At 59.0% G+C, this 24,171-nt stretch carries 17 protein-coding genes, 1 tRNA gene and 3 pseudogenes; 9 read left to right on the top strand and 12 right to left on the bottom strand.

Annotation, left to right across the window (positions count from 1 at the left end):
* Positions 1-73: 73 nt before the first annotated feature.
* From AC07VR_RS24520 to AC07VR_RS24510, 3 genes and pseudogenes are all read left to right on the top strand, one after another.
* Positions 74-1,687: a carbohydrate porin gene (locus tag AC07VR_RS24520; RefSeq protein ID WP_495012823.1), complete on the top strand. Its 1,614-nt coding sequence runs from the start codon at positions 74-76 to the stop codon at positions 1,685-1,687.
* A 352-nt stretch (positions 1,688-2,039) separates the two neighbouring features.
* Positions 2,040-4,859, top strand: a pseudogene (locus tag AC07VR_RS24515) (multicopper oxidase domain-containing protein); the annotation flags it as partial.
* A gap of 82 nt (positions 4,860-4,941) precedes the next feature.
* Positions 4,942-5,136 carry a hypothetical protein gene (locus AC07VR_RS24510; protein WP_494992840.1) on the top strand — a complete coding sequence of 65 codons (195 nt, stop codon included), beginning with the start codon at positions 4,942-4,944 and terminating at the stop codon, positions 5,134-5,136.
* 67 nt (positions 5,137-5,203) lie between these two features.
* Here the strand turns inward: AC07VR_RS24510 and AC07VR_RS24505 are convergent, their stop codons facing one another.
* Positions 5,204-5,557, bottom strand: coding sequence for a DUF1428 domain-containing protein (locus tag AC07VR_RS24505; protein ID WP_495012822.1), 354 nt, complete (start codon positions 5,555-5,557; stop codon positions 5,204-5,206).
* Between the two features lie 898 nt (positions 5,558-6,455).
* On the opposite strand from AC07VR_RS24505, the gene AC07VR_RS24500 reads away from it, so the two are divergent.
* Positions 6,456-8,096 (top strand): NRAMP family divalent metal transporter, encoded by a 1,641-nt coding sequence (locus AC07VR_RS24500; RefSeq protein ID WP_495012821.1) that lies wholly within the window; start codon positions 6,456-6,458, stop codon positions 8,094-8,096.
* A gap of 437 nt (positions 8,097-8,533) precedes the next feature.
* Positions 8,534-8,785, top strand: coding sequence for a hypothetical protein (locus tag AC07VR_RS24495; RefSeq protein WP_495012820.1), 252 nt, complete (start codon positions 8,534-8,536; stop codon positions 8,783-8,785).
* Between the two features lie 101 nt (positions 8,786-8,886).
* Here AC07VR_RS24495 and AC07VR_RS24490 read toward each other — a convergent pair whose 3' ends face one another.
* Positions 8,887-9,504, bottom strand: a complete 618-nt coding sequence (locus AC07VR_RS24490; protein ID WP_495012819.1) for a DJ-1/PfpI family protein — start codon at positions 9,502-9,504, stop codon at positions 8,887-8,889.
* A gap of 113 nt (positions 9,505-9,617) precedes the next feature.
* Between AC07VR_RS24490 and AC07VR_RS24485 the strand changes: the two genes are divergently transcribed.
* Both AC07VR_RS24485 and AC07VR_RS24480 read left to right on the top strand, forming a co-directional pair.
* Positions 9,618-10,952, top strand: coding sequence for an aminotransferase-like domain-containing protein (locus tag AC07VR_RS24485; protein WP_495012818.1), 1,335 nt, complete (start codon positions 9,618-9,620; stop codon positions 10,950-10,952).
* Positions 10,953-11,172: 220 nt separating this feature from the next.
* Positions 11,173-11,499, top strand: coding sequence for a DUF2388 domain-containing protein (locus AC07VR_RS24480; protein ID WP_495012817.1), 327 nt, complete (start codon positions 11,173-11,175; stop codon positions 11,497-11,499).
* Between the two features lie 97 nt (positions 11,500-11,596).
* Here AC07VR_RS24480 and AC07VR_RS24475 read toward each other — a convergent pair whose 3' ends face one another.
* From AC07VR_RS24475 to AC07VR_RS24465, 3 genes are all read right to left on the bottom strand, one after another.
* The gene (locus AC07VR_RS24475; protein ID WP_495012816.1) at positions 11,597-13,024 is read right to left on the bottom strand and encodes an MFS transporter; all 1,428 of its coding nucleotides are present in this window, start codon (positions 13,022-13,024) and stop codon (positions 11,597-11,599) included.
* 674 nt (positions 13,025-13,698) lie between these two features.
* Complete coding sequence (locus AC07VR_RS24470; protein ID WP_495012815.1) at positions 13,699-14,592, bottom strand: LysR family transcriptional regulator; 894 nt, start codon at positions 14,590-14,592, stop codon at positions 13,699-13,701.
* Between the two features lie 80 nt (positions 14,593-14,672).
* Complete coding sequence (locus AC07VR_RS24465; protein WP_495012814.1) at positions 14,673-15,587, bottom strand: LysR family transcriptional regulator; 915 nt, start codon at positions 15,585-15,587, stop codon at positions 14,673-14,675.
* A 139-nt stretch (positions 15,588-15,726) separates the two neighbouring features.
* Between AC07VR_RS24465 and AC07VR_RS24460 the strand changes: the two genes are divergently transcribed.
* Both AC07VR_RS24460 and AC07VR_RS24455 read left to right on the top strand, forming a co-directional pair.
* A complete protein-coding gene (locus tag AC07VR_RS24460) occupies positions 15,727-17,187 on the top strand; it encodes an MFS transporter (RefSeq protein WP_495012813.1) in 1,461 nt (486 codons plus the stop codon).
* 347 nt (positions 17,188-17,534) lie between these two features.
* Positions 17,535-18,386: a CAP domain-containing protein gene (locus AC07VR_RS24455; RefSeq protein ID WP_495012812.1), complete on the top strand. Its 852-nt coding sequence runs from the start codon at positions 17,535-17,537 to the stop codon at positions 18,384-18,386.
* A 98-nt stretch (positions 18,387-18,484) separates the two neighbouring features.
* Here the strand turns inward: AC07VR_RS24455 and AC07VR_RS24450 are convergent, their stop codons facing one another.
* The 7 genes and pseudogenes from AC07VR_RS24450 to AC07VR_RS24420 all read right to left on the bottom strand — a co-directional run.
* The gene (locus AC07VR_RS24450) at positions 18,485-19,249 is read right to left on the bottom strand and encodes a methyl-accepting chemotaxis protein (RefSeq protein WP_495012901.1); all 765 of its coding nucleotides are present in this window, start codon (positions 19,247-19,249) and stop codon (positions 18,485-18,487) included.
* A gap of 93 nt (positions 19,250-19,342) precedes the next feature.
* Positions 19,343-20,374 (bottom strand): annotated as a pseudogene (locus AC07VR_RS24445) (HAMP domain-containing protein); the annotation flags it as partial.
* Entirely contained in the window at positions 20,364-21,599 is a 1,236-nt protein-coding gene (locus AC07VR_RS24440; protein ID WP_495012900.1) for an aspartate aminotransferase family protein, read from the bottom strand. The gene AC07VR_RS24440 and the pseudogene AC07VR_RS24445, both read right to left, overlap by 11 nt.
* Positions 21,600-21,638: 39 nt before the next feature.
* Positions 21,639-22,553, bottom strand: a pseudogene (ctlX, locus tag AC07VR_RS24435) (citrulline utilization hydrolase CtlX); the annotation flags it as partial.
* 262 nt (positions 22,554-22,815) lie between these two features.
* Positions 22,816-23,154 (bottom strand): carboxymuconolactone decarboxylase family protein, encoded by a 339-nt coding sequence (locus AC07VR_RS24430; RefSeq protein ID WP_494992829.1) that lies wholly within the window; start codon positions 23,152-23,154, stop codon positions 22,816-22,818.
* A 52-nt stretch (positions 23,155-23,206) separates the two neighbouring features.
* Positions 23,207-23,302 (bottom strand) — tRNA-Sec (locus AC07VR_RS24425).
* A 6-nt stretch (positions 23,303-23,308) separates the two neighbouring features.
* Positions 23,309-24,171: SelB domain-containing protein (locus AC07VR_RS24420; protein WP_495012811.1), on the bottom strand; the 863-nt coding region annotated here is incomplete at its 5' end.

The following is a 24,171-nucleotide window of genomic DNA, read 5'->3' as shown; positions in this document are numbered from 1 at the left end:
CATTTCGGCTGGCGGAAAGGACCTGTTCGAAAGGTCTTTGCAGTACCCGAATACAAAAACAAGAGGGTTACCTATGCGTTCTACTGTCTGTCGGCCTTTGGCTGGCTTTTCCTTGCTTTTTCTTTCCACTCAACTGCTCGCCGCGCCGGCGCAAAGCATCGAGGAGCGTCTTGCCAGGCTTGAGGCCAGAACCTCCGTTGCCGAGGCCCGCGCCTTGGTGGCCGAAGCTGACGCTGCTCGATTGCGCAAGGAAGTCGAGCAACTCAACAAGCAAATCGCCATCCCCGCCCCGGCGACCACACAAGCATCTCTCAACGAGCGCGTTGCCCGAATAGAGGCGAACCAGCAGTCCCTTGAAAGCCCTCCCCCGACGACCGCGTCTTCAACCAGTACGACCGAGCATCTGAGCGATGGCTTCACCTTCGGTGGATATGCCCGCTCCGGGATAATGACCAATGGATCAGGTGCCGGTCATGGCGGCCCCTACGTGACCCCCGCAGGCTCCGTAGGTGGTGCCGTTGGCCGGCTTGGCAATGAGGTCGATACCTACGTGGAGGCGAAGTTTTCGAAGGAAAACCAGGCCAGCAACGGTACGCGTTCCAAATACACGCTGATGCTCGCCGACGGCCTGGAAACACCTAACGACTGGACCGCGGCTGAAAGCCGGCTCAATGTGCGACAGGTCTACGCCGAACTTGACCATTTGGCTTCCTTTCGAGACAGCCCTGTGCTGCGCGATGCAACGCTGTGGGCTGGCAAGCGCTTTGACCGGGATAATTACGATATCCATTGGCTCGACCGGGGGATCGTTTTCCTTGCCGGAACCGGTGGTGGTATCTACGACGTGCATCTGACCGATGACTGGCGCATCAATGCGTCCCTGATGAGCCGCTCCTTCGGCGACTTCGGTACTGAGGAAAACAAGGACATCAGGAGCTATGTCGCGACCCTCAATCAATTTTTCGATGAGGGTCGCTGGCAGATCATGCTCAATGGCATTTCCTCGGGCCAGAACGATGCCAGGCTGAACGAGAAGAGCAAGCAGGCATTCGCCAGCGATACCCGGGTGAACGCGTCGGGATTCAGCCCTGCCGAAAGCGGTTCCCATGGCATGCTCGCCTACCATCAGCCAGACTTTTTCGGCCGTGAAGGCTACTTCAAAGCAGCGCTCCTGTATGGCAAGGGGTTGGGAGCGGAGGTCAACAGCATCGGAGCCGATGGCGACTTGCTGGACGAGGCCCAGACATTGCGCCTGGCACTCTATGGCCATACTCGCCTGAATCAGGATTGGCGCATCGCACCAGCCATCATTGCCGAGCACAGCAAGGATCGCTATGTGCCAGGCGACGACTATCGCTATGTGACGCTCAACCTGCGATTGGCCAATGAACTGACCAGCAACTTCGAAATGCTTTATGAGCTGAGCTGGCAGACGATGGACCTGAATGCGCTTGGCTACAAGGGTCGACAAACAGCCAATGGTGACTACTGGAAACTCACGTTTGCGCCAACGTTCAAGGCACAAACCGGTGATTTCTTCACTCGTCCTGAATTGCGCCTGTTCGCCACCTATATGAACTGGTCCAGGGACCTCGATCACTTCAGCGCAACAGACGATTTTGGTCAGAAGGGCTTCAAGTCTGGCGGGGTCTGGCAATTCGGAATGCAGATGGAGACCTGGTTCTAGGAGCCCTGGAAATTGACCGTCCTAAGGGCAACAACAAAAAGTCGATCAGTTACGCAGAAGATCAGGCAATGGGTCGTCTGCCGGTCGCTTTAGCACCTGCGCATATACCACGCAGCACACACTCGAAAACCTGGGGAAGTTACTATCGGATTCCCCGGGAGTGGGGACCTGCACCCATTGAACAAAGGCTTTGCTACCCCCTTTCAGTAGCAAGACTTGAAGCCAACCCGCTGATTATTCTTGGTTTTTTATAATTTTCGTGCCTGGCTCGGCTTTTGCCTTGGTCCTTGACAATGCTGCAAAGAGGAGATGACAGGTTTCGCCATGCCGGCATGCAGCGAGGGGGCGCACCATGAAAGACACTGCATCGCAGAAATCATCGCCCAACCTCTTTCGGGGTTCAGCCGTCGCGTCAGCGATGCTCATCACCTTCACCCTGGCCGCTATCAGCGCTGCACCGCTCGATGATTTCGGTCCACCGCCACCGACCGATCCCTCGGCCTTCAGCAATCCTCCCGCCGACCCCAAGGCCGCGCTGGAAGCACTGAAAGACGCGCCACCCGCCAACCAGGGTGCACTCGCCCTGCCCAACGGCGTGTTTGGCGACAGAACCACCCCGCGCGCCGAAAACGTCCTTCCCCCGGAGCTGCAGACGTCGTTCAATATTCCCACCAATGGCAAGCCAAGCCCGCTGTTCGGGGCCGAACCCTTCACTCAGCAATTGCTGCTGTTCGAAGAGCTCGGCCCGGAGAAGCTCGACCCGGCGACCCCGCCGCAGACACTGACGTTCCCCGTTCCTACCCTGGGCCCGGAACCGCAGCAGGATCCAAACAGTGTCGCCCGCAGCGGCCCCTCGAGTGCGGCGCTTGAGGCCTTCCTGCGCCAACCTGGCTTGACCCCGTTCCCGTCACAGTTTTCCAATGTACTGGACCGCAACCCCTGGAAGGCGCAAATCGAAGACTTCCTCAACCGCAGCCCGGTAGACTCGCCGGCCGAGGGGCGGCCACCGGGAAAAGGTTGGTCGCACCAACGCTTCAATGAGTTTTTCCCCCAGGTCCAGTTCAAGACCGTGCAAGCAGGCGCCCGAACCAATCAGGGCTTGCGCGACAACAAACAGTTGCACAGCTACACCAAGGGCGAATTCGGTCCCGGTGGGCTCTACAACCAAACATTCGACAACCCCGTGACAGTGGCCACGACCCGCGGCATCGAAGTGCGTTTTCATCCCAGGTTTCCAGTGCAGAATCACAAGTCGCTGTGGACCTTCGATGGCACGTTTCCCCCCAAATTGCTGATGGTCCGCAATGGGCAAGCAATACTGATGCGCCACTACGACGCCCTGCCGATCGACCCGGCGGCAAACGCGGGCTTTGGCCTGCACACCCTTACTACCCACGAGCACAACGGGCACTCCCCGGCCGAGAGCGACGGCTTTGCCAATGCGTTCTTTTTCCCCGGGCAGTACTACGACTACCGTTGGCCACTGCAGTTGGCCGGTTACGACACCATCAACACCACGGCGCAAGACCCTCGGGCTGCGTTCCCCTGCTCACCCGGCGAAACGCTGTTCGTCAATGATGCCAGCCCCGGTCTCAAGACCTGCGATAACGGCAGTATCAAACTGCGCGGCGACTGGCGCGAGACCATGAGTACCCACTGGTTCCACGACCATATGCTCGACTTCACCGCGCAGAACGTCTACAAGGGCAACGCGGCAATGATGAACTACTACAGCGCGCTGGATCGCGGCAATGAGGCGTTCGAGGACGGCGTCAACCTGCGTTTTCCCAGTGGCTCGGCACTGCCTTGGGGCAACCGCGACTACGATGTCAATCTGCTGATCGCCGACAAGGCCTGGGACGAAACCGGCCAATTGTGGTTCAACCCGTTCAATACCGACGGTTTTCTGGGTGACCAAATGCTGGTCAACTTGCAGTACCAGCCCTTTCTCAAGGTACGGGCGCGCAGTTATCGCTTTCGCCTCCTCAACGCCTCAGTGTCGCGTTACCTGAAGCTGGCACTGGTACGGGAAATCAATGGCAGCGGTGGCGAGTTCCCTGGGCCGGCAGGCTCCGGAGTGTCCTTCGCCAGAGTGCCGTTCCACATGATTGCCAACGACGGCAACATCATGGAGCATTCCGTGCCCTTCGACGGCACTCTGGACCTGAACGGCGATGGCGACCTGCAGGACAACAACGCCATCTTGCCGGTTCAGGGCATTGGCGAACGCTATGACATCATCGTCGACTTCGCCAAGAACGGAATCAAACCGGGAGACAAGATTTATTTCGTCAACCTGTTGGAGCACAAAGACGGCAAGACGCCCGAAAAGAACCCAATCGCGCTGGCTGACGTGCTGTCCGAAAAATATAAAGCGGTGATCAAGCAAACCAGCAAGGGGCCCAAATGGGACAAGGGCGATCCCGCAGTCGGCAAGTTCTTCCAGTTGCTCGTCCAGCCCTACGCCGGCCAGGACGTGAGCATGAACCCGGCGGACTTTGAACCGGCCAAACCCGGCAAGCCGGCCGGGAAGAAAATGATTCCGCTGACCATCGACCGCGACAACCCGGCCGACCAGGCCAAGCTCAACGCGGCGCGGCATCGCCTCTTTACCTTCGGGCGTTCCTCTGGCACTGACTTGGCGCCCTGGACCATCAAGACCGACGGTGGCATGGGCTTTAACATGGACCCTCGCCGTATCAGCGCGGCCCCCCAATTGGCTCAAGGCCCGACGCCCGCCGGCTTCAGCGGCGATGGCACCCTCGAAGTGTGGAAGATCGAGAATGGCGGCAACGGCTGGAGCCACCCGGTGCATGTACATTTCGAAGAGGGGATCATTCTCAACCGCGATGGCAAGGAACCGCCGGAATGGGAGAAATGGGCACGCAAGGACATCTACCGCATCGGAGAAGGCGTCGACAGCTCCGTGAATCTCGAGGTGGCGCTCCACTTCCGCGAGTTCGCCGGCACCTACATGGAGCACTGCCACAACACCCAGCACGAGGACACCTCCATGTTGCTGCGTTGGGATGTCGAACATCCAGGTCAGTTCCAGTTGATGCCAACGCCCTTGCCAAGCTGGGACGGCGTACGCTTCGTGAACTCCGTAGCGCTCCCCACCTTCCGCACTGGCCTTGTTGAGGATAAAAGTAACGGTGGCCCCAACACGAAACAGCGCCAATAGCAACACGCGATCCTGGCACCTCCACCCAGGCGCGTTATAGTTGAGTTGATCCCATTCAACTGGAGGGGGTATGCGCCAGATCGTCAACAAAGAGCCATGGTGGGCTGCGCCTCCGAAACCTGGTCAGGATGAGTCTGAGCTGGAGTGGGGATGGCTGGTCACGTACAGCGAGGGCGAGCCGCGGTTCGAGTTCGTGAAAGAGCGGCCTTCGGATAACGAGATCCGCAACCGCAAGAGCTGCCGTATCACGTCTGCGCCGGAATGATCCCTGCCCTCCTTCGCCTCAATCTCGCCCCCACATTGAGCGTGGGAGCAAGATCACGCTACGACCCTTACGCGTTAACGATCACCTCGAAGCCGCCGAAGATCATCCGTTGACCATCAAAGGGCATCGGGTTGAGGTCCGGGTTGGTTTGGGCATCGGCCATGAACTTCTCCATTCCGGCGTCACGTGTTTGACGGTTGGGCCAGATGATCCAGGAGAAGACCACTGTCTCGCCCTCCTTGAGTTTCACCGCCATCGGGAAAGAGGTCACCTTGCCGTCGGGCACATCGTCCCCCCAGCACTCGACGACGCTCAACGCGCCGTTTTTTTTGAAAATGGCCGCGGCGGATTCGGCATGCCGCTTGAACTGTTCGCGGTTGGCGGTGGGCACTGCGGCGATAAAGCCATCAACATAGGACATGATCAATCTCCTGCCTGGGTTGTGTGAATGGGCGCAATCTACCTTGGGCGGATCGCGCCATCGGTTACGGGTCGATCTGCTGGATAGTCGATCCGCTGGGCGTCAAATCGACAGGCCTGAGACGAAGACCCGATAGAACCGACCGACGGCAGGTGTAATGACTGAGCGCTTTACGCCCCGAGTATGTAAAAACGCCACTTTTGGCATCTGCCGCCAGTTCGTTGTGCTGTGCCAGCAGCCGGTATCCGGGTTGACTTTTAACGGGGCACACCTAAGATTTACATATAGTTACATCTGAGGCCGTATTACTTTGGACAGCTATTGTAGTCAATCGGAGAAATTCTCCGTACAAGCTTGGCACGACCTCCGCTAGATTCCCTTAGCCAACGTTCTGTCAAGTGCAGGACGTTGCGCGCATCAGTATCAAACTCCTTCGCGTAACCAAAACTTGAAACCCGGGCGAGCAGATTTTTCTGTGCGCTCCCTGATTGTTGCGTGCGTCTTGCGTTCGCTGCGGTCGCAGGTTTCTGCACCCATCGTTTGCCTGCCTGTGTGCAGTAGCGGTGGTTTTAACGTGATCATACCGCCAGGTATGGAAAGGAGGACGTCATGCCACCTGAAAGCAATCAAAGTCCGGCTCAATATTTGAAGCTGCGCTGCCACCCAAAGCATGAAGGAGAGACCGTTTATGGACCCCAGTAAAAGTAGTCCGGTCACTCTGACTGAAATGGCGGCGTCTAGCGGGTAGTAGCACAACCTTCACTGGCTGATCTCCCCCCCACCTTTCGCGCAATTCTCTCCGAGTGACCTCTTCGCGCCCCTGACCTCTGCGGGTACGCACCTATCCGGCGGGAGTCGAAAGCGGCATCGAGCGTTACGCTTTTGGAGAGATTTCGTTATGTCCAACCTGAAGATTGAAACTGCCGTTCTTGACAGTGCCCACGTCGGAGACATCCGCGGAGCGCTCGGCACCATCCGTTATGACGACATCGCCCCTCGCAATGGTTGGTGGCATCGCTTCAAAACGCTTCTGGCCATCCTGGGCCCCGGGTTGATCGTGATGGTGGGTGACAATGACGCCGGTGCGTTCAGCACTTATGGCCAGGCCGGCCAGAACTACGGAACCATGCTGCTGTGGACAATGGCGCTGTTGGTCCCGGTGCTGTACGTAAACCAGGAAATGGTGCTGCGTCTGGGCGTCGTGACGGGTGTCGGCCACGCCCGGCTGATCATAGAGCGCTTCGGCAAGTTCTGGGGTGCGTTCAGTGCGATCGATCTGTTCATCCTCAACGCGCTGACCATTGTCACGGAGTTCATCGGCATCAGCCTCGGGATGGGCTTCCTCGGTGTGCCCAAGGTAGCCGGGGTGTGCCTGGCGGCGGTGTTCATCATGCTCGCAGCCTGTACCGGCGACTTCCGGCGCTTCGAACGCTTCTCGTTGATATTGGTGGTTGGCAGCCTGCTCCTGGTACCGATCTTCGTGATGATCCATCCACCAATGGCGCAAGTAGCTCACGATTTTTTTATCCCGCTACTGCCTGCTGAAGGCAAGCTGTCAGAAGTGTTTCTGCTGATCATCGGCATCGTTGGCACCACTGTGGCGCCCTGGCAGCTGTTCTTCCAGCAAAGCTACGTGATCGACAAACACATCACCCCGCGTTTCATCAAGTACGAACGCGCTGATCTATGGCTGGGCATTGCGCTGGTGGTGATAGGTGCGGTGGCAATGATCGCCTTCACTGCGCAAATTTTTGCCGGTCACCCAGAGTTCGGCCAGTTCACCGATGCGGGCGCCATCGCAACGGGCATCGCCAAATACCACGGGCGCCTGCCAGGGATACTGTTTGCGATCGCACTGATCGACGCCAGCATCATCGGTGCAATGGCGGTGTCACTGTCGACCGCCTACGCGCTGGGCGATGTACTGAACCTGAAACACTCGCTGCACCGTAAACCAGGTGATGCAAAGGGTTTTTACATGATGTTCTGCGGCCTGATTACGCTGGCTGCGGCGCTGGTGTTGATTCCAGGTGTGCCGCTCGGCCTGCTGACCAACGCGGTACAGACGCTGGCTGGGGTACTGCTGCCCAGTGCCACCGTGTTCCTGTTGCTGCTGTGCAACGACAAGGAAGTGCTGGGCCCATGGGCAAACAATCGCTTCACCAACGTAATGACTGCCGTCATTGTCGCGGTGCTGGTGCTGCTGTCGGTCGTATTGACTGCTTCGGTGGCTTTCCCGGACATGTCCGGTGAAACCATCTCCGACATCCTCATTGGCGGTGGTTTGCTGGGACTCATCATCGCCATTGCGGTGAATGTGTTGCACGCCCGCAAAGAAGTCGACAAAGAGGCGCTGCCCGACAGCACCGTCACGTTCACCCAGCAAATGATGCACGCATGGCGGATGCCACCACTCGCACAACTGAAGCCGGTGGTACTGTCGCAACGCAACCGCCTCTGGATGGGGGTGTTGCGCGGCTACCTGATGGTGGCAATGGGCATGGTGATTTACAAAGTCATTCAGCTGGCGCTCGCTTGAATGTAAACCTCGGCAAAACCCCAACATAGTGTCCACCTCAATGGACACTATGTTGGCTATCTAGAGCGTGACCTGCACATAAACCAGATAAAGCCCCGCCTTACCGCAATGCTGTTCACTTAAGGCGACGACGCGATCCGTAGCAGCTGGCGAAGCCTGCGTTCGGCTGCGCAGCAGTCGCAAATCATGCAACCACGGTCAACCTGTAACACCACAGTGCCTGATTTTACGACCGCTACGCAGCCGAACGCAGCCTTCGGCAGCTGCTACGGGGAATGTGCGGAGCCAGAAATTCCTTAACTGAACAGCATTGCCGCCTTACCGGTTCTCTACGTAGCGTTACGAAATGTCAGGTTGCAATTCGAAAGGTCCGGCAGGCTGGCTCGATAGAAAACAGACGTGGTTACAAGGGTAGCCTTGTATGAAATGGACTCAGAATGATCGAAGCAGTCAAGCAAGTCAGTGAAGCGCTGGATCAGCAGATGGAATTCAATTTTTTCATGGCTAGCCAGCTCATTCAGCTTTGTCCTCCCAACGAGCAGAAACGCCTGAAGAAAGAGCTCCATTCCCGGCTGAGCGCCCTCAGGGAGCGCACCCTGTTGGCCACTAACGCTATTGAAGAGTTGGTGGACAAGGGGACGCCAGTAAGGTCGAGCATGTTCTCATCCGTCAGGAAATGGCTGTTTTGATCCCAAGGGCGATTGGAGGCAACCGTGCAGCATTCAGTTGCTGGTGCGTGGCGCCTTGAAACACACGAATGCTCATTCGTTTTCCGCATCTGGAAGTCTGTTTACACAGGAACCCGCCCCTGGTGCAGATACGGCGCGATATTGCGCATCCCGCGCTGAACGTACTCTTCTTTTTCCCCTACCGGCGCGACGTAGTGAAGTGCGCTCTCTGCCGCTTCGACGCCTTCCAGACGGGCAATGATCCAGGCCGCCAGATAAGGCGAGGCGAGGCATCCGCCGGCTGTGGCGATATTGCCTTTGGCGAAGAACGCCTGGTTAAGGACATCGATGCCAGCCGCCTGAACCCACGGTTTCGTCGTCAAGTCCGTACATGCCGGTACCCCCTCCAGCAAGCCAAGCTTTGCTAACACTAATGTGCCCGAGCATTGCGCACCCAGGAGCTGCCTCGAGGGATCAAGCTGCAACTGCGCCATAAGGGCGGTGTCAGCGACGACTTCGCGAGTCTGCATGCCGCTCCCGACAAGGACCGCATCGGCTTCGCTGGCCTCGCGCAGCGTTGCCTGGGATTCGATCACGAGCCCATTCATCGAGCGAACACGGGGTGTTGGACTGGCAATCGATACCCGCCATCCCGGCTTCTTGACACGGTTAAGAACGCCAAGCGCGATGAGGGAGTCGAGTTCGTTGAAACCTTCGAAGGTCAGGATAGCGATATGCATGGCTTGGTCTTCCCGCAAATGTGGCTTGGCATCCGCCTGAAGGAGGCGGTTGTGCAGACGCAGACTATGGCGAACAATTAGCACAATCAAATAATTGTAATGGATACATCTCCATGGCTCGTTCCCGCTATAAATCGTTGGTGGACGCGTTCGCCGCCGACATTCGCGCAGGACGTCTATCACCTGGCACGCGTCTGCCCACGCATCGAGAGCTTGCGACAAACGAAGGTCTGGCATTGGCCACCGCTACACGTGTCTACGCGGAGCTTGAGGCAATGGGTTTGGTCAGCGGCGAAACCGGCAGAGGTACTTTTGTCCGCGAGACCTCATTACCACCAGGGTTAGGCATCGACCAGCATGCCGTCGCTTCGGGAATTCTGGACCTTAACTTCAACTATCCCTCTCTACCGGGCCAGGCAGAACTGCTGCGTGGCGCCTTGCGCCAACTGGCGTCTTCGGGCGATCTGGAAGCCTTGCTCCGTTATCAACCCCATGGGGGACGCCAGCATGAGCGCGCGTCAGTCGCCCGGCATCTGCAAGGCAGAGGTTTGAACATCGGCGAGGAACACGTACTGATCGTCAGCGGGGCCCAACACGGGTTGGCGGCGACGGTCATGGGGCTGCTTCGCCCGGGTGATATCGTCGCGACGGACGCCTTGACCTATCCCGGTTTCAAAGTCCTTGCCGAGACCCAGCGCCTGGAATTGGCTCCCATCCCTGCTGCGGGCCACGAACCTGATCTGGATGCCTTGGCTCGGCTGTGCAAGAGCAGAAGGGTACGCGCCGTGTACAGCATGCCCACCCTGCACAATCCGCTGGGATGGGTAGCCAGCGAGCATTGGCGGCAACGCCTGGTGACCATCGCCCGCGAGCACGACTTGCTTATCATTGAGGACGCCGCCTATGCGTTCCTCGCCGAGGACGCACCTGCACCCTTGGCCGCGCTTGCGCCGGAAAGAACCGTGTACGTGTCGGGCTTGTCCAAAAGTGTCGCCACCGGGCTGCGCGTCGGATTTGTCGCGGCACCCTCGCGCTGGATACCCGCTATCGAGAGAACCATCAGAGCTACCATCTGGAACACGCCTGGCGTGATGACTTCAATCGCTTGTAACTGGCTCGACGATGGCACTGTCAGTCGCCTGGAAGGCGAAAAGCGCCAGGATGCTGCGAACCGACAGTCCATGGCCAAAGCCACGTTGACCGACCTGAAGTACATAGGCCACCCCTCCTCCTATTTTCTCTGGCTTCCTTTAGGTGAAGAGGTTCGAGCTGACCAGGTAGCGATGGCGCTAATGCACGAGCACGTTTCGGTTTCGACTGCGGAGCCCTTTGCGACTTCTGCCCATGTTCCTCACGCAATCAGGCTCGCGCTCGGATCTCTAGAGCTGGATGCCCTTCAAGTAGCACTCAAAACGGTGAAGCGAGTTGTTGATGCTTACTCTTATTGACCTGGCCGAGAATCGCTATCGGCCATGCGCTCCCTTCACCTTCGTCAGACCGCTTTCGACCAATGGGCGCTTTCGGGGAGCAGATAGCGTGTTGGCATAAATCGCCCAAGCCTCGACCTCTGCGCCGGGATGTGGTACCGGCAGGGAACTCCTGGCGGGTACCATGCATCATAAAGTATGTGGTAGATCATTCAGGATTCATGCTTTCGGAGGACACATTATGCGCCGCATATTCCTCATACCCTTGCTAACGCTTTGTCTGCCCTTTGGTTCGGCCATGGCCCACAGACACCATGTGGATGCGGACGAAATTGCCACTTCGGCAGGGCTTTCGGTGTCGCTGTACTCGACGTTGAAAGACGACAAGATCATGGTTCCCGCCCGCGATGACCTCTCCAGCTTCGTCGCGAGTGGTGGCGCCATTCGCGGCGCCTATCTGGAGTCGGTGTTGATGCAGATTAGACACGATCATCCAGGCCTCAAGGCAAGCGACGAAGAACTGGCCCAAGCGCTCCTCATTCAAGATGAGCGAGCTGCCGGTCATTAGTGGCGTACGTACATCGCATCGAGTTGCAATGTCTGCGCGAGGAAGCCGCACGGCCGGTGGCCACCTGCACACCGTTCTTGCCGATGAGCAGATCTCGTCATCGGGCTGTTTCGCTGCTGACGAGCGCCTTATGCGGCCTGACGATCAGTACCAGAACCAGAGCCAGTGCTAACGCCAGCATCAGCGTGCCGGCGGTGAATGCGGCGGCGACGCGGTGCGCGAGCAACGCTTTGGCATCCGTCGCACCTACACCTGCCGCATCGAACACGACGATAAGAATGGCCAGCCCCAATGAGCCGCCCAGCTGATGAGCAACGTTGACCAGCCCTGAGGCAGCACCCGCATCTTGCGCAGCTACACCTGCAACGCCCGAGACCGTGAGAGGGCTGAGGGTGCAGCCCTGACCGATGCCGATGAGCATCATCGGCAGAGCGACTCCGGTCAGGTAAGCCGTGTCCACGCTAACCCGACTGAGCCAGGCCAGGCCCATCAGCGACAAGGTCAGGCCTGCGGCGAGTACACGTCCATTGCCAAACCGATGGGTAAGTCTGGGTACTGCCATCGCCGCCACGAAGTTCACAAGTGTCGTTGGCAGAAAGGCGATACCGGCCCCGAACGGGCCGTAGCCGAGCACACCCTGGAGGTACTGGGTCGTGAAGAACCAGAAGCCAACCATCGCGCCAAGAAAAAGTACACGGGCAGCGTAAGCCCCTGCCCGCTCCCGACTCGCGAACAGGCGCAGCGGCATGATCGGTTGCCTGGCTTTTCCTTCGTTGATAACGAAAACCGCCAGCAGCAGGACGCCCGCTGTAAATGTCACGACTGTGGTCGAATCGCTCCAGCCATCACTTGCGCAACGGACGATGCCGTAGACCAGAGAGCTCATGCCCAACGTCGAACTGAGGGCACCCACCACGTCAAGCTTACCGGGACGACGCACCGTCTCTGTGAGGTAGTGCCGGGCGCCGAGCATCAAGGCAATCCCGATTGGCAGGTTGATGAAAAAGCCCACGCGCCATGAAAGCCAGTCCGCAATGACACCGCCGAGCACCAGCCCGATACTGGCCCCGACACCGGCGGTCGCGCCGTAGTAAGCGAATGCACGTGTGCGCGCAGGGCCTTCGGTAAAGTTCGTCGACAGCAGGGCCAGCGTCGATGGGGCCAGAATCGCGGCGCCGACACCCTGCACTGCACGGGCAACAATCAGCCAGGCGGGTGACTGCGCCAAACCGATAGTGAGCGATGCCGCAGTGAACAACATCAGTCCGATCACCAACATCCGACGGCGGCCAAAAATATCGCCGGTCCGGGCGCCTAACAGCAGCAACCCACCGAAGGCGAGCATATAAGCGTTCTGCACCCAGGAAAGCCCGGTATGGGTGAAGTGAAGGCCCGCCTGGATCTTCGGCAGTGCCGTAATGACAATCGAGATATCGAGGACGATCATCAGATAGCTGACGAGCACGATCGCCAGCACGATCAGTTGGTGAGAGCGGGTTGCACTGCCTTCAATCCCATTATTCATCTGTCACTCCGAAGGGGGGTTGCGACTTGAGGGACGGCGCCCTGAGCGTGCTTTTCACCCGGCACATGGCACCCGGTTATGCACTGGCCTCTACCTTACCTGTCGCTGCCACTCATGATTAGACAGGACAATCAGAATGCCTACATGAGATCAATTCATAAGTAACCCAAGACCCAGGCTTGATCAGCGGGCCAGGCCAGGGCTACGTTGAATCACGCTCTGACGAGCATGGCTTTTCGTAGGAGCCGAGCTTGCTCGCGATGGCAATCTCAAGGGCCCCATCGCCGGCAAGCCGTGCTCCTACGGACAGGCTATGCGTCAACCCTGGGCCACGTTGCATCACGCTCTGACGAGCATGGCTTTCGTAGGAGCCGAGCTTGCTCGCGATGGCAATCTCAAGGGCCCCATCGCCGGCAAGCCGTGCTCCTACAGACAGGCTATGCGTCAACCCTGGGCTACGTTGCATCACGTCCTGACGAGCGTGGCTTTTCGTAGGAGCCGAGCTTGCTCGCGATGGCAATCTCAAGGGCCCCATCGCCGGCAAGCCGTGCTCCTACGGACAGGCTATGCGTCAACCCTGGGCTACGTTGCATCACGTTCTGACGAGCGTGGCTTTTTGTAGGAGCCGAGCTTGCTCGCGATGGCAATCTCAAGGGCCCCATCGCCGGCAAGAGCTAGGCGCGATACCGCAGTGCTTCAACCAGAACCGCCAACGCCCGCGACGATTGGCGGCGACTCGGATAGTAAAGATGGTAACCCGGGTACGTTGGACACCAATCTTCAAGCACCTGAATCAGACGACCTTCAGCCAGATGCTCCTGCACCAGGTCTTCGGGTATGTACGCAACGCCAAACCCGGCCAGCGCTGCCCTGAGTATCTGGGAGCTGCTATTGAACACCAGTTGGCCATCGACACGTGCTTTCACTTCATGCCCGTCCTTGACGAACTCCCAGGCCATCAAGCCGCCATAGGTGGGCAATCGCAGGTTGATGCAGTCATGGTTGGCCAAATCTTGTAGCGTCACCGGCGGTGCTTTCCGGGCAAAGTAGGCGGGAGCCGCCACTACGGTCATCCGTAAATCCGCAGCGATGCGCGCGGCAATCATGTCTTTGGCGACCTGATCACCCAGCCGGATCCCAACGTCATATCGCTGCGCGACAATGTCGGTCAGCCCGTAGTCGATGGTAATTTCCACCTTGATATCCGGGTAGTCCGGCAAAATTTTTGCCAGCTTTGGCCAAAGAACAGTATTCACTGCATGTTCTGCGGCATTGATACGTATGGTGCCCGCCGGTTTATCCCGAAACTCGCTCAAGGCGGTGATTTCGGATTCAATTTCCTCGAACCTGGGGGCCAGCGTGAGGAGCAGGCGTTCGCCGACTTCCGTGGGCGATACGCTGCGCGTCGTACGCGTCAGGAGCCGTAGCCCCAGTCTGGTCTCCAGCGCACGAATGGTGTGACTCAACGCGGATTGCGAGACCCCGAGTTGCGCAGCCGCTCGGGTAAAGCTGCCCTCGCGCGCGATGGTGACAAAGGCAATCAGATCGTTGTAGTTCTCACGGGGCATTTATTAGTCCAGCTCATCAAGGATCACTCATTATGTATCCTGAAAGGCCGGTCTGCGAATTCCGTCAAGACTGCAGGGGGTTATGTCCGGTCGATGCGCTGCTGCGCACAAACCTCCCGAATGCATCCGCGCAACCAGCGATGCGCTGGATCGGCATCCAGCCGTGGATGCCAGAGCAATGAGACGGTGAACGTCGGCAAGGAAAACGGAAGAGAAAAACTGTGCATTCCGACGCGCAGATTTGCGGTATGTCGTTCGGGAACACTGGCGATCAGGTCGGTGGCCCGGGCGAGCGCCAGTGCAGACGAAAAGCCACCGACGATCGTGACGATCTCCCTTTGCAGCCCCAATGGAGTCAAGGCTTCATCGATATCGATCGGTCCCCTGTCCAGACCCCGTCGCGAGACGCAGATGTGCCCACCGGCCGCATAACGGGAGGGAGTGATCTCGCCCTGGCTCAGCGAGTGCCCCATTCGCACGACGCCAATGAAACGGTCTCGGAACAATGCCTGCGTAAACATCTGCGCAGGCGTCGTCTTCCCCACAACGCCGGTTTCCAGATCGACGGCCCCGTCGCGAAGTGGCGCGCTGTCTTTGTTTGGCTTCTGCACGAAGCACAGCCGCACGCCGGGCGCTTGCTCGCCGACGCGCGCAATGAGGTCCGGTCCGAAGTTCTCCACAAAGCCGTCACTGGTGCGCAGCGTGAACGTTCGGACCAGCTGTTTGAGGTTGAGCATCTGCGCAGGGCGTAGAACCGCTTCTGCGTCCTGCACCAGCTGACTGACCCGCTCGCGCAGTTCGAGCGCTCGGGGTGTGGGAACCAGACCGCGTCCGGCCCTGACCAATAGCGGATCGCCCGTTGTTTCACGCAATCGCGCCAGTGCCCGACTCATCGCCGACGGGCTGAGCCGCAACCGCTGCGCTGCGCGCGCAACGCTGCCTTCTGCGAGCAGCACATCAAGGGTGACAAGCAAGTTGAGATCAGGTGTCGACATGCATCGACCATAGCACGGTGTGATTGTGACATGGCGTTAAACGCATGAATAAAGTGCAAATGGTGCGCCTACCGCCATATCAGGCAAAGGATTACGCTTCTGACAGCTCCGTTTCGGGAGTTGCCAGAAAAAGGAGTTCATGTTGAAGCCAATCATTGCAAACCGAGATGAGACAGTCGCTGGAAGTGTGCAACGGACACCTTCGGTTCGGTGGGCGCTTGCCAGCCTGTCGCTATCGATGTTGCTGTCCTCGCTCGGCACCAGCATCGCCAATGTGGGCTTGCCGACGTTGGCTCAGGCGTTCAACGCCTCCTTTCAGGAGGTCCAGTGGATCGTCCTCGCTTATCTGCTCGCCATCACCACCTTGATCGTCAGCGTCGGAAGGCTCGGTGACATCATCGGCCGCCGCCGGCTGCTACTGGCCGGCATCTTTGTGTTCACGGTGGCCTCGGCCCTGTGCGGCTTTGCGCCCACGCTCTGGCTACTGATTGCTGCCCGGGCGGCACAGGGCCTCGGAGCAGCCATCATGATGGCCCTCACCATGGCGTTTATCGGTGAGACGGTTGCAAAGGCAAAGACCGGTAGCGCCATGGGGCTACTGGGGACGATGTCCGCAATTGGCACCGCTCTCGGCCCGTCGCTTGGCGGCGTTCTGATCGCCGGACTCGATTGGAGGGCCCTCTTCCTCATCAACGTACCGCTGGGCATCCTGACTTTTGTTCTCGCGCATCGCTCCCTGCCTGCCGATCGCCAGAGACCAAGGACCGATCGTGCCGGTTTTGACCCTGTGGGCACCCTGCTGCTGGCGCTGACGCTCGCGGCCTATGCACTCGCCATGACCATGGGGCGCGGAAGCTTCGGTGCGCTCAACATCGCTCTGCTGCTGGCTGCTGCCTTTGGAGCCGGCCTCTTCGTGTTCGCCGAGGCGAGAGCCGCATCACCCTTGATCCGATTGGCGATATTCCGCGATCCCGTGCTGAGCGCGAGCCTGACGATGAGCGCGCTCGTCTCGACGGTGATGATGGCGACGCTGGTGGTCGGGCCGTTCTACCTCTCTCGTGCACTCGGGCTCAACCTGGCTCTGGTTGGCGTCGTCATGTCGATTGGCCCAATCATCTCCGCACTGAGCGGTGTCCCGGCTGGTCGTATTGTCGACCGTTTGGGCGCGCCAAACACAGTCATCGCTGGACTCATCGCAATGGCGGCTGGCTCATTGGCTCTATCCGTGCTTGCGGCGATGTTCGGCATTGCGGGCTACATTGCTGCCATCGTCGTCTTGACCCCCGGTTATCAGCTATTCCAGGCCGCTAACAACACTGCCGTGATGATGGATGTCCACCCGGACCAGCGTGGCGTCATTTCCGGCATGCTCAGCCTGTCGCGCAATCTTGGACTGATCACCGGTGCATCCGTTATAGGTGCGGTGTTCGTGTTCGCATCGGCGACGACCGACTTCACGACGGCATCCCCCGAGGCCGTTGCGTCCGGTATGCAGATCACGTTCGCAGTCGCGCTCGCGCTGATCGCCGCTGCGCTGGCCATCGCGGCTGGAAGTCGCGCGCTGGTGGCACGCCCTTCGCTCCCTGAAGACGTCTCATAAGGCAGAAAACAAAAGGCGACACGTATATTTTCCCCCAACCGGTCTTTGTCAAGAGCACACGCTCCTATCGTGCTGTACCGCCGTGAGGCTTATAGAAAAGAAACTTTCCGGTCTCGGTGGTCTTGATGTATTCCTTGGCCCTGGAGAAGGACGATTACCAAGCAGGTTGCCATGCATGGGAGGCGCATGGTCGAACCTTCTGACTGAACCCGTTGGTTTTACACACTATAGTCATCAAATCATTCCATCAGACTGACAGCACATTGCACTTACGCTGTCCGCTAAACATGGCGCTGTGTGAAATGAAATCGCGCATCATGGGCACAGTCAGCTCAAGGGAGACTTACATGCACGTCCTGTCATCCGTTATGCATCTTGCCGCGTTGTCTCTGGGACTGGTGTTCGCCGCCACTGCGGTGGCGAGCGAAGAGACTCAGCTGGTGGAGTCGATCAACGCCTATCGCAGCCAGGTGCAGCGCTGTGGGGGCCAGGCGTCTTCGGAGCTGCCACCGCTAGCGGCCGATCCGCGTCTGGTCCTGTCGGCCAGTAGCATCGGGAACCTGCAGCAGGCGCTGGCGAATGCGGCTTATCCGATGGTCAGCGTGCAGGCGATCAGCTTGTCCGGGCCGCGTGATGCGCAGTCGGCCATGAAGGCGGTGCAGGAAAGCTTCTGCCAGGTTGTGCTGAACCCGCAATTCATCGATATCGGCGTGAGCCGCGAGGGAGGTCAGTGGCGCATCGTGCTGGCGCGTCCGCTGTTGGCCGCACGCTTGGGCGACTGGCAAGCGGAGGGACAGAAGCTACTCGCAATGATCAACACCGCCCGCACGCAGCCGCGCCATTGCGGCGCCCAATCCTTTGCCGCCACGACGCCGCTGGCCTGGAACGCCATGCTGGCGACGGCGGCCCAGACCCATACCCGGGCCATGGCCAATAACAACTTCTTCGATCACAAAGACCGCGATGGCCACACGCCGGGTGACCGGGCTGAACTGGCGGGCTACGTCGGTCGGCAGATCGGCGAGAACATCGCCGCCGGGCAGGACACCGTGCGCAGGGTGGTAGATGGCTGGCTGGCCAGCCCCGGTCACTGCGCCAACCTGATGAACCCGGAGTTTCGTGAGCTGGGTGCTGCCTATGCGGTTGATCCGAAGAGTGATGCGGGAATCTACTGGACGGCAATGTTCGGTACGCAGTGAGTGCCTGAACGCGTTTCTATACTTTCGCCGTTGAAGACGGCACCTTTGAGTCTGGCCCGCGCAAGACACAGCTGCCCGCACAAGGTGAGGGCAGCTGCTCAGATCCGAAAACTGCCAACCAACTGCTTCAGGCGGCCTGCCTGCTGCTCCAGATCGGAACAGGCCCGCAAGGTCGACTGCAGGTTTTCCACGCCGTCCTGATTAAGGGTGTTGATCTCTCTAATGTCCGTATTGATCGACTCGACCACGGCGGTCTGTTCTTCCGTGGCGGTGGCAACCGATTGGTTCATGCCGTCGATCTCACCGATGCGCAGGGTCACGCTATTCAAGCGCTCGCCGGCCAGGTTGGCGATCTCCACGCTTTCCAGGCTGTGGCGTTGGCTCTGACTCATGGTACTGACCGACTCGCGGGCGCCAACTTGCAGCTCTTCGATCATCGTCTGCACCTGTTGCGCCGACTCCTGGGTGCGATGGGCCAGGTTGCGCACCTCATCGGCGACCACCGCAAAACCACGCCCGGCCTCTCCGGCGCGGGCAGCTTCAATGGCGGCGTTGAGTGCCAGCAGGTTGGTTTGCTGGGAGATGCTGGTGATCACCTCGAGAATCTGCCCGATATTCACCGTTTTGCTGTTGAGGGTCTCGATATTGCCGCTGGAGGTGCTGAGCATCCCGGACAACTGGTTCATGGCCTGGATGGATCGATTGACGACCTGTTGACCGTCTTCAGCCAGACTCCGGGCATCGCTGGCCTGATGCGAGGCAAGGGCTGCGTTGCGGGCAATTTCCTGTGCAGCTGCGCCCAGCTGGTTGATGGCGGCCGCCACGCTATTGGTTCGGCTGGATTGTTGGCCAGAGTTGAGCATCGACGAATTGGACGCGCTGACCACCCGCAGGGCCACTTCGTTGACGTGTTCGGTGGCCGAGGAGACCTCGCGGATCGAAGCATGAACCCGCTCGACAAAGCGATTGAAAGCCGTACCAAGGGTGCCGAACTCGTCCTGGGACTGGATGGTCAGGCGCTTGGTCAGATCGCCTTCACCGTCGGCAATGTCCTGCATGGCCCGGGTCATCACCAGCAGCGGACGCATCAGGATGCGAATCAGCATGCTGAGCAAAGCGATGATAATCAGCACAGCGATGAGGGTGGCGACCAGCGCTGAAGTACGGAACTCACTGAGCATCGAGAACGCCTTGTCCTTGTCCACGGACAAACCGATATACCAGTTCAGTGAGGGCAAGCCTTTGATCGGTGCAAACGTGACAATCCGGCTTTTGCCATCCGCTTGAACTTCACTGATGTCGCTGCTGATGCGCGGGGTATCCTGGGCATAGACATCCTTGAGTGTCTTCATCACCAGCGCTTTGTTCGGGTGGACCAGAATCTTGCCATCGGCGCTGACCAGGAAGGCATAGCCCATGCCATTGAAGTCCAGGGCATTGATACTGTCGGCAATGGCCTGCAGGCCCAGATCACCGCCAGCGACACCCAGGGTTTGTCCGGCCCTGTTGACCGCGTCGACGACGGAGATGACCAGGTTACCGGTCGTGGCGTCGATGTAAGGCTCGGTGACCGTCGGGCCGCCGCTTTTGAGCGCATCCTTGTACCAGGGGCGAGCACGAGGGTCGTAGCCATCCGGCATCCTGGCATCCGGATAAGTCATGAATTTACCGTCTTTATCCCCCACATAGGTGGCGATAAATGTCGACGCAAGAGCCTGCTGTTTGAGCAACAGCGTGATGTTTTCCGCGGTCGGATCTATCGCCACCGACTGTGAAAGATTTTCCATCAACAACACTCTGCCATTGAGCCAGTTGGCAATATTGCTCGCGGTGACACCGCCCATTTCCTGAAGATAACTATCCAGGTTTTTACGGATCGCGCCGCGTTGCAGGTAGTCGTTGTAGGCGGTGAATAACGCGAAAGCGGCGATGACAATCAGCGAGACGACAAGCAGGATCTTGTGGCTGAACTTCAGGTTATTGCTCATGGGCGGGTAATCCACTCAAGCCTGCTGGTAATAGTTCACTTTCAACCTGGTTCGCAGTTCCGCTCAGAAGCACAAGCGTGCTCTCGAACCGGGCCAGCCCTTCCTCCGTATCGGCCTGGGACACAATCAAACTGGGGGCAAAGCGCAGCACATCGGGACCTGCCTGCAACAACATCAGCCCCTGCCCGGCCGCCGCGGTCAGTACCTCCTTTGCTCGCCCACGCCAGACGCCGCTGAGCTCGCAGCCGATGAGTAGCCCCAACCCGCGAATTTCGTTGAACACGCCATATTGCTCGGCCATTTGGGCAAGGCGAGACTTGAACTGTTCGGCGCGTTGTTTGACGCCATCGAGCAGGCTCTGCTCGCTCACCAGATCAAACACCACCTCGGCCACCGCACAGCCCAGAGGGTTACCACCGTAGGTGGTGCCATGGGTGCCCGGCAGCAGATGTTGAGCCAGCCCTTCTCGAGTCAGCATCGCGCCGATCGGGAACCCGCCGCCCAGGCTCTTGGCACTGGTCAGGATGTCGGGTTCAACGCCGTAATGCTGGTAAGCGAACAGCTCTCCAGTGCGCCCCACCCCGGTCTGCACCTCGTCAAAGATCAACAATGCATTGAATTGATCGCAAAGCGTGCGGGCACCTTCCAGGTAAGAACGTTCCGCCGGGAGCACACCGCCCTCACCCTGTATCGGCTCAAGGACCACCGCGCAGGTTCTGTCCGAGATCGCGCTCTGCAGTGCAGCCAGATCATTGAAAGGTACATGGCTAATCCCTTCGATTTTCGGGCCGAAGCCGTCGGAGTATTTAGGCTGGCCGCCCACACACACGGTAAACAGGGTTCTGCCATGGAAGCTGTTCAACGCGGCGATGATTTCATATTTTTCCTCGCCATAACGGTCATGGGCCACCCGTCGTGCGAGCTTGAATGCCGCCTCATTCGCCTCGGCTCCCGAGTTGCAGAAGAACGCGCGGTCGGCGAAGGTCGCATCCACCATCTTGCGCGCCAGGCGCAACGCAGGCTCGTTGGTAAATACGTTAGAGATATGCCAGAGCTTGTTCGCTTGCTCCGTCAGGGCACTGACCAGTTTCGGGTGAGCATGGCCGAGCACATTAACGGCGATCCCGCCGGAGAAATCGATCAACTCACGACCACTCTGGTCCCAGACCCGTGATCCTTTGCCGCGGACCGGAATAAACGGCGCAGGTGCATAGTTGGGAACCATGAAACGATCGAAATCTCCACGACCGACGGCCTCCTGCTTGTTTTGCTTTGGCAAATGCACTTCGGCCAACATGCAGCGAGCACTACCGCCACCGATCAGTTCGATCGTATCGATGTTCACCGGCAATGGCTTGGCATGTCGCTCGATAAGTTGGCGTTGTTCGGTATGCAGGGAGAACCAGGCGGTCCGCGACATTACCAGGATGGGCTCACCCTTTCGGTTGTGAACTTCCAGCATGTTGCCCGCAAACGACTCGAGCTGATCCCAGGTCAGTGGCAGGATTTCCTTTCCACTGGATCGCAGCTGAGCCTCAAGCCCGGCGCGCTCCTGAAGATCACTGACGGCCTCCAGGCAGACCACGGCAAGACGAGTGCCGACGCTCATCATCACGTTGGTGTGATAGATCGCCACCCCTTCACGGTCAACGGCGCTAAAGGCACACAAATGGTACCCAAGGCTCTCGACGAACTTGCGCAGTGCATCGACATGGGTACGCGTCGAATAACCGGCGTAACAGATACGTTGAACTCGATCGAGCACCATGCTGCCGGTGCCCTCCAGGAACAGCTCCTGCTGCTCCAGCTCGGTAAAATCGAGCACCTGTTCGATTGAATAGTCCTGCAGCAACGCTTGCAGAACACCCTTGTCACGCTCCAGCCGGCGGTTCTGTCCCTGCATGGGGTACAGCACAAGCGTGCCGTCGGCATGACTGCTCCACCAATTGTTAGGGAAAATCGAGTCAGGCGTATGTGGGGACACACTGTCCTGGGCTACCAGCACTTCGACGCCCTGCTCGCGCAATACAGCTACATAGCCGTCAAACTCCTCAAGGGCCTGAGCCTGCGCCTGATCGTGCGGCAATGAGCACTTCTGAAATCGATTGTTCGCGGCGGTATCAACATTGAAGGAGAACCGCGAAGGCCGAATCATCAACACTGTATTAGTCGTTTGCATGGGAGCCTTTCAAGAAAGGGAAGTGAGTGCCGCTATTCTCCCTCCACTCAAGCGTCCGACTTGGCTGTTATCTAATGAGCCCCCGACTCAGAATGCTGAAAGCTTCACTTCGGCAGCCGATTCCGCTCTTGCTGATTGGCTGTACCGAACCTGGCGGCTCAAGAGGTCGTAGTGATATTTCCTGGTTAAATCACTACGACCCTTTCTCGATGTTCAATCAAAACCATCAATCAATGAGTCTTGGGTTCACGCCTGGCTCGTATTACTCGGGGACAGCCTTGCCTGCGCTCCCGATCACATCGTCCGCCCAGCTCATGGCCGCCACGACGGTCGGGAAACCGATCGTGCTCGTCAGTGAGATCAGTGTGTGATGGATCTGCTCAGTCGTAGCGCCGGCTTCCAGTGCCCGCCTGACATGACTGTGCACTGCGCCCTCAGAGCGGATGGCCGCCGCGGCACTGAGCTGGATCAACTGGACGACCGTCTCGTCCAGCGGGCCGGCATGCCGCACAGCGGCACCCAAGGCCTGCACAGCGCCAAAGTAATCCGGGTACTGCTGTTTGAGACGTTGGTAGGTGTTGTGCTCTCTCTTGCGTTCCATCTTTATCTCCTCGCGTTGGAGGTGCGACGGGGGTTGCCTCATTGAATCAGTATGGCGGAAGGCAGCGGGAGTCGAACCTGCCCGGGAACGGCTGCCGTCCCCAACCGGGTTTGAAGCCCGGCCGCGCCACCGGGCGCGATTGCCTTCCTGGAAATCAGCCCTCGGTTCTTTGCGCCAATGCATTGTCCGGGCGAATGTGGCGCTGGTCGCCGAGCCGTCGGGTCAAGCCTATACGGTCGAAGAACTCGAGAATCTGGATACTGCGCTTGCGGCCGATACCTGCGGTATCGCGAAACGCCGCTGCCTGAATCGCCGGGTTATCGGCGGCCAGCTTCAAGAGCATAGCCGCCAATCGGCGCACCGTAGCATCAGCGTAAAACAGGTCACGCACGACCTGGTGCACCTGCCCTGATCTCGCCATCTTGCGCAGCAGCAAGCGTACGGCCGCTTCGTCACGGCCGATGGCGCTGGCCAGGTCGCGTACCCAGGGTGGATCGAAGCCAGCCTGTTCCACCAGCGGCTGCAATCGTTGCCACATGGCCTCGTCTTCTTCGCTCAGGCGCACCTGGTGTTCGGGTAAGTGCAGCCACGGCCCGCTGGCTGCAATGGCGCCGCTGGCCAGCAATTCGTCGAGCAGGCTGATGAATGTCGGTCGGTCCAGCGGCGTGGCCGCGAACCGGCGCAAGCGATCCCGGTCCGGTCCCAGTTGGTCCGGTTCAAGTTGATGAAAGCGCGCCAGTTGCTCCAGCAGCGAAGCTTTCAGGGCCTGCCAACGGACAGTACTGAACAACAACGGGCCTTGGCGCGTGGCAATGACGCAGACATCCGCGGGCAACTGCCAGGTGCTGCGCAGGCGATTGAACTGCCGCTCCAGGCGCTGAGGATCAAGCCCTGTGTCACTGTTGGCCAGCAGCGCAGGCAATACCTGCTCCAGACTCTCGGTTGCGGCCAGGGCCTGTAGCTGCGCCAACCGTGCCGGACTGCGGCGCTGGCGGGCCGGTGCGAACGGGTCGAGCA

Source organism: Pseudomonas sp. GW821-FHT02H09 (assembly GCF_059421425.1).
The sequence above is the reverse complement of the archived record's forward strand: the minus strand, read 5'-3'. Positions and strand labels throughout refer to the sequence as shown.

Bases quoted from the DNA above. Each gene is read 5' to 3' on its own strand.
- AC07VR_RS24510 (WP_494992840.1), top strand. From the start codon at position 4,942: ATGCGCCAGATCGTCAACAAAGAGCCATGGTGGGCTGCGCCTCCGAAA.
- AC07VR_RS24470 (WP_495012815.1), bottom strand. From the start codon at position 14,592: ATGCCCCGTGAGAACTACAACGATCTGATTGCCTTTGTCACCATCGCG.
- AC07VR_RS24440 (WP_495012900.1), bottom strand. From the start codon at position 21,599: ATGGTTCCCAACTATGCACCTGCGCCGTTTATTCCGGTCCGCGGCAAA.
- AC07VR_RS24475 (WP_495012816.1), bottom strand. From the start codon at position 13,024: ATGAATAATGGGATTGAAGGCAGTGCAACCCGCTCTCACCAACTGATC.
- AC07VR_RS24480 (WP_495012817.1), top strand. From the start codon at position 11,173: ATGCGCCGCATATTCCTCATACCCTTGCTAACGCTTTGTCTGCCCTTT.
- AC07VR_RS24500 (WP_495012821.1), top strand. From the start codon at position 6,456: ATGTCCAACCTGAAGATTGAAACTGCCGTTCTTGACAGTGCCCACGTC.
- AC07VR_RS24505 (WP_495012822.1), bottom strand. From the start codon at position 5,557: ATGTCCTATGTTGATGGCTTTATCGCCGCAGTGCCCACCGCCAACCGC.
- AC07VR_RS24495 (WP_495012820.1), top strand. From the start codon at position 8,534: ATGATCGAAGCAGTCAAGCAAGTCAGTGAAGCGCTGGATCAGCAGATG.
- AC07VR_RS24450 (WP_495012901.1), bottom strand. From the start codon at position 19,249: ATGCTCAACTCTGGCCAACAATCCAGCCGAACCAATAGCGTGGCGGCC.
- AC07VR_RS24455 (WP_495012812.1), top strand. From the start codon at position 17,535: ATGCACGTCCTGTCATCCGTTATGCATCTTGCCGCGTTGTCTCTGGGA.
- AC07VR_RS24490 (WP_495012819.1), bottom strand. From the start codon at position 9,504: ATGCATATCGCTATCCTGACCTTCGAAGGTTTCAACGAACTCGACTCC.
- AC07VR_RS24485 (WP_495012818.1), top strand. From the start codon at position 9,618: ATGGCTCGTTCCCGCTATAAATCGTTGGTGGACGCGTTCGCCGCCGAC.
- AC07VR_RS24430 (WP_494992829.1), bottom strand. From the start codon at position 23,154: ATGGAACGCAAGAGAGAGCACAACACCTACCAACGTCTCAAACAGCAG.
- AC07VR_RS24460 (WP_495012813.1), top strand. From the start codon at position 15,727: ATGTTGAAGCCAATCATTGCAAACCGAGATGAGACAGTCGCTGGAAGT.
- AC07VR_RS24520 (WP_495012823.1), top strand. From the start codon at position 74: ATGCGTTCTACTGTCTGTCGGCCTTTGGCTGGCTTTTCCTTGCTTTTT.
- AC07VR_RS24465 (WP_495012814.1), bottom strand. From the start codon at position 15,587: ATGTCGACACCTGATCTCAACTTGCTTGTCACCCTTGATGTGCTGCTC.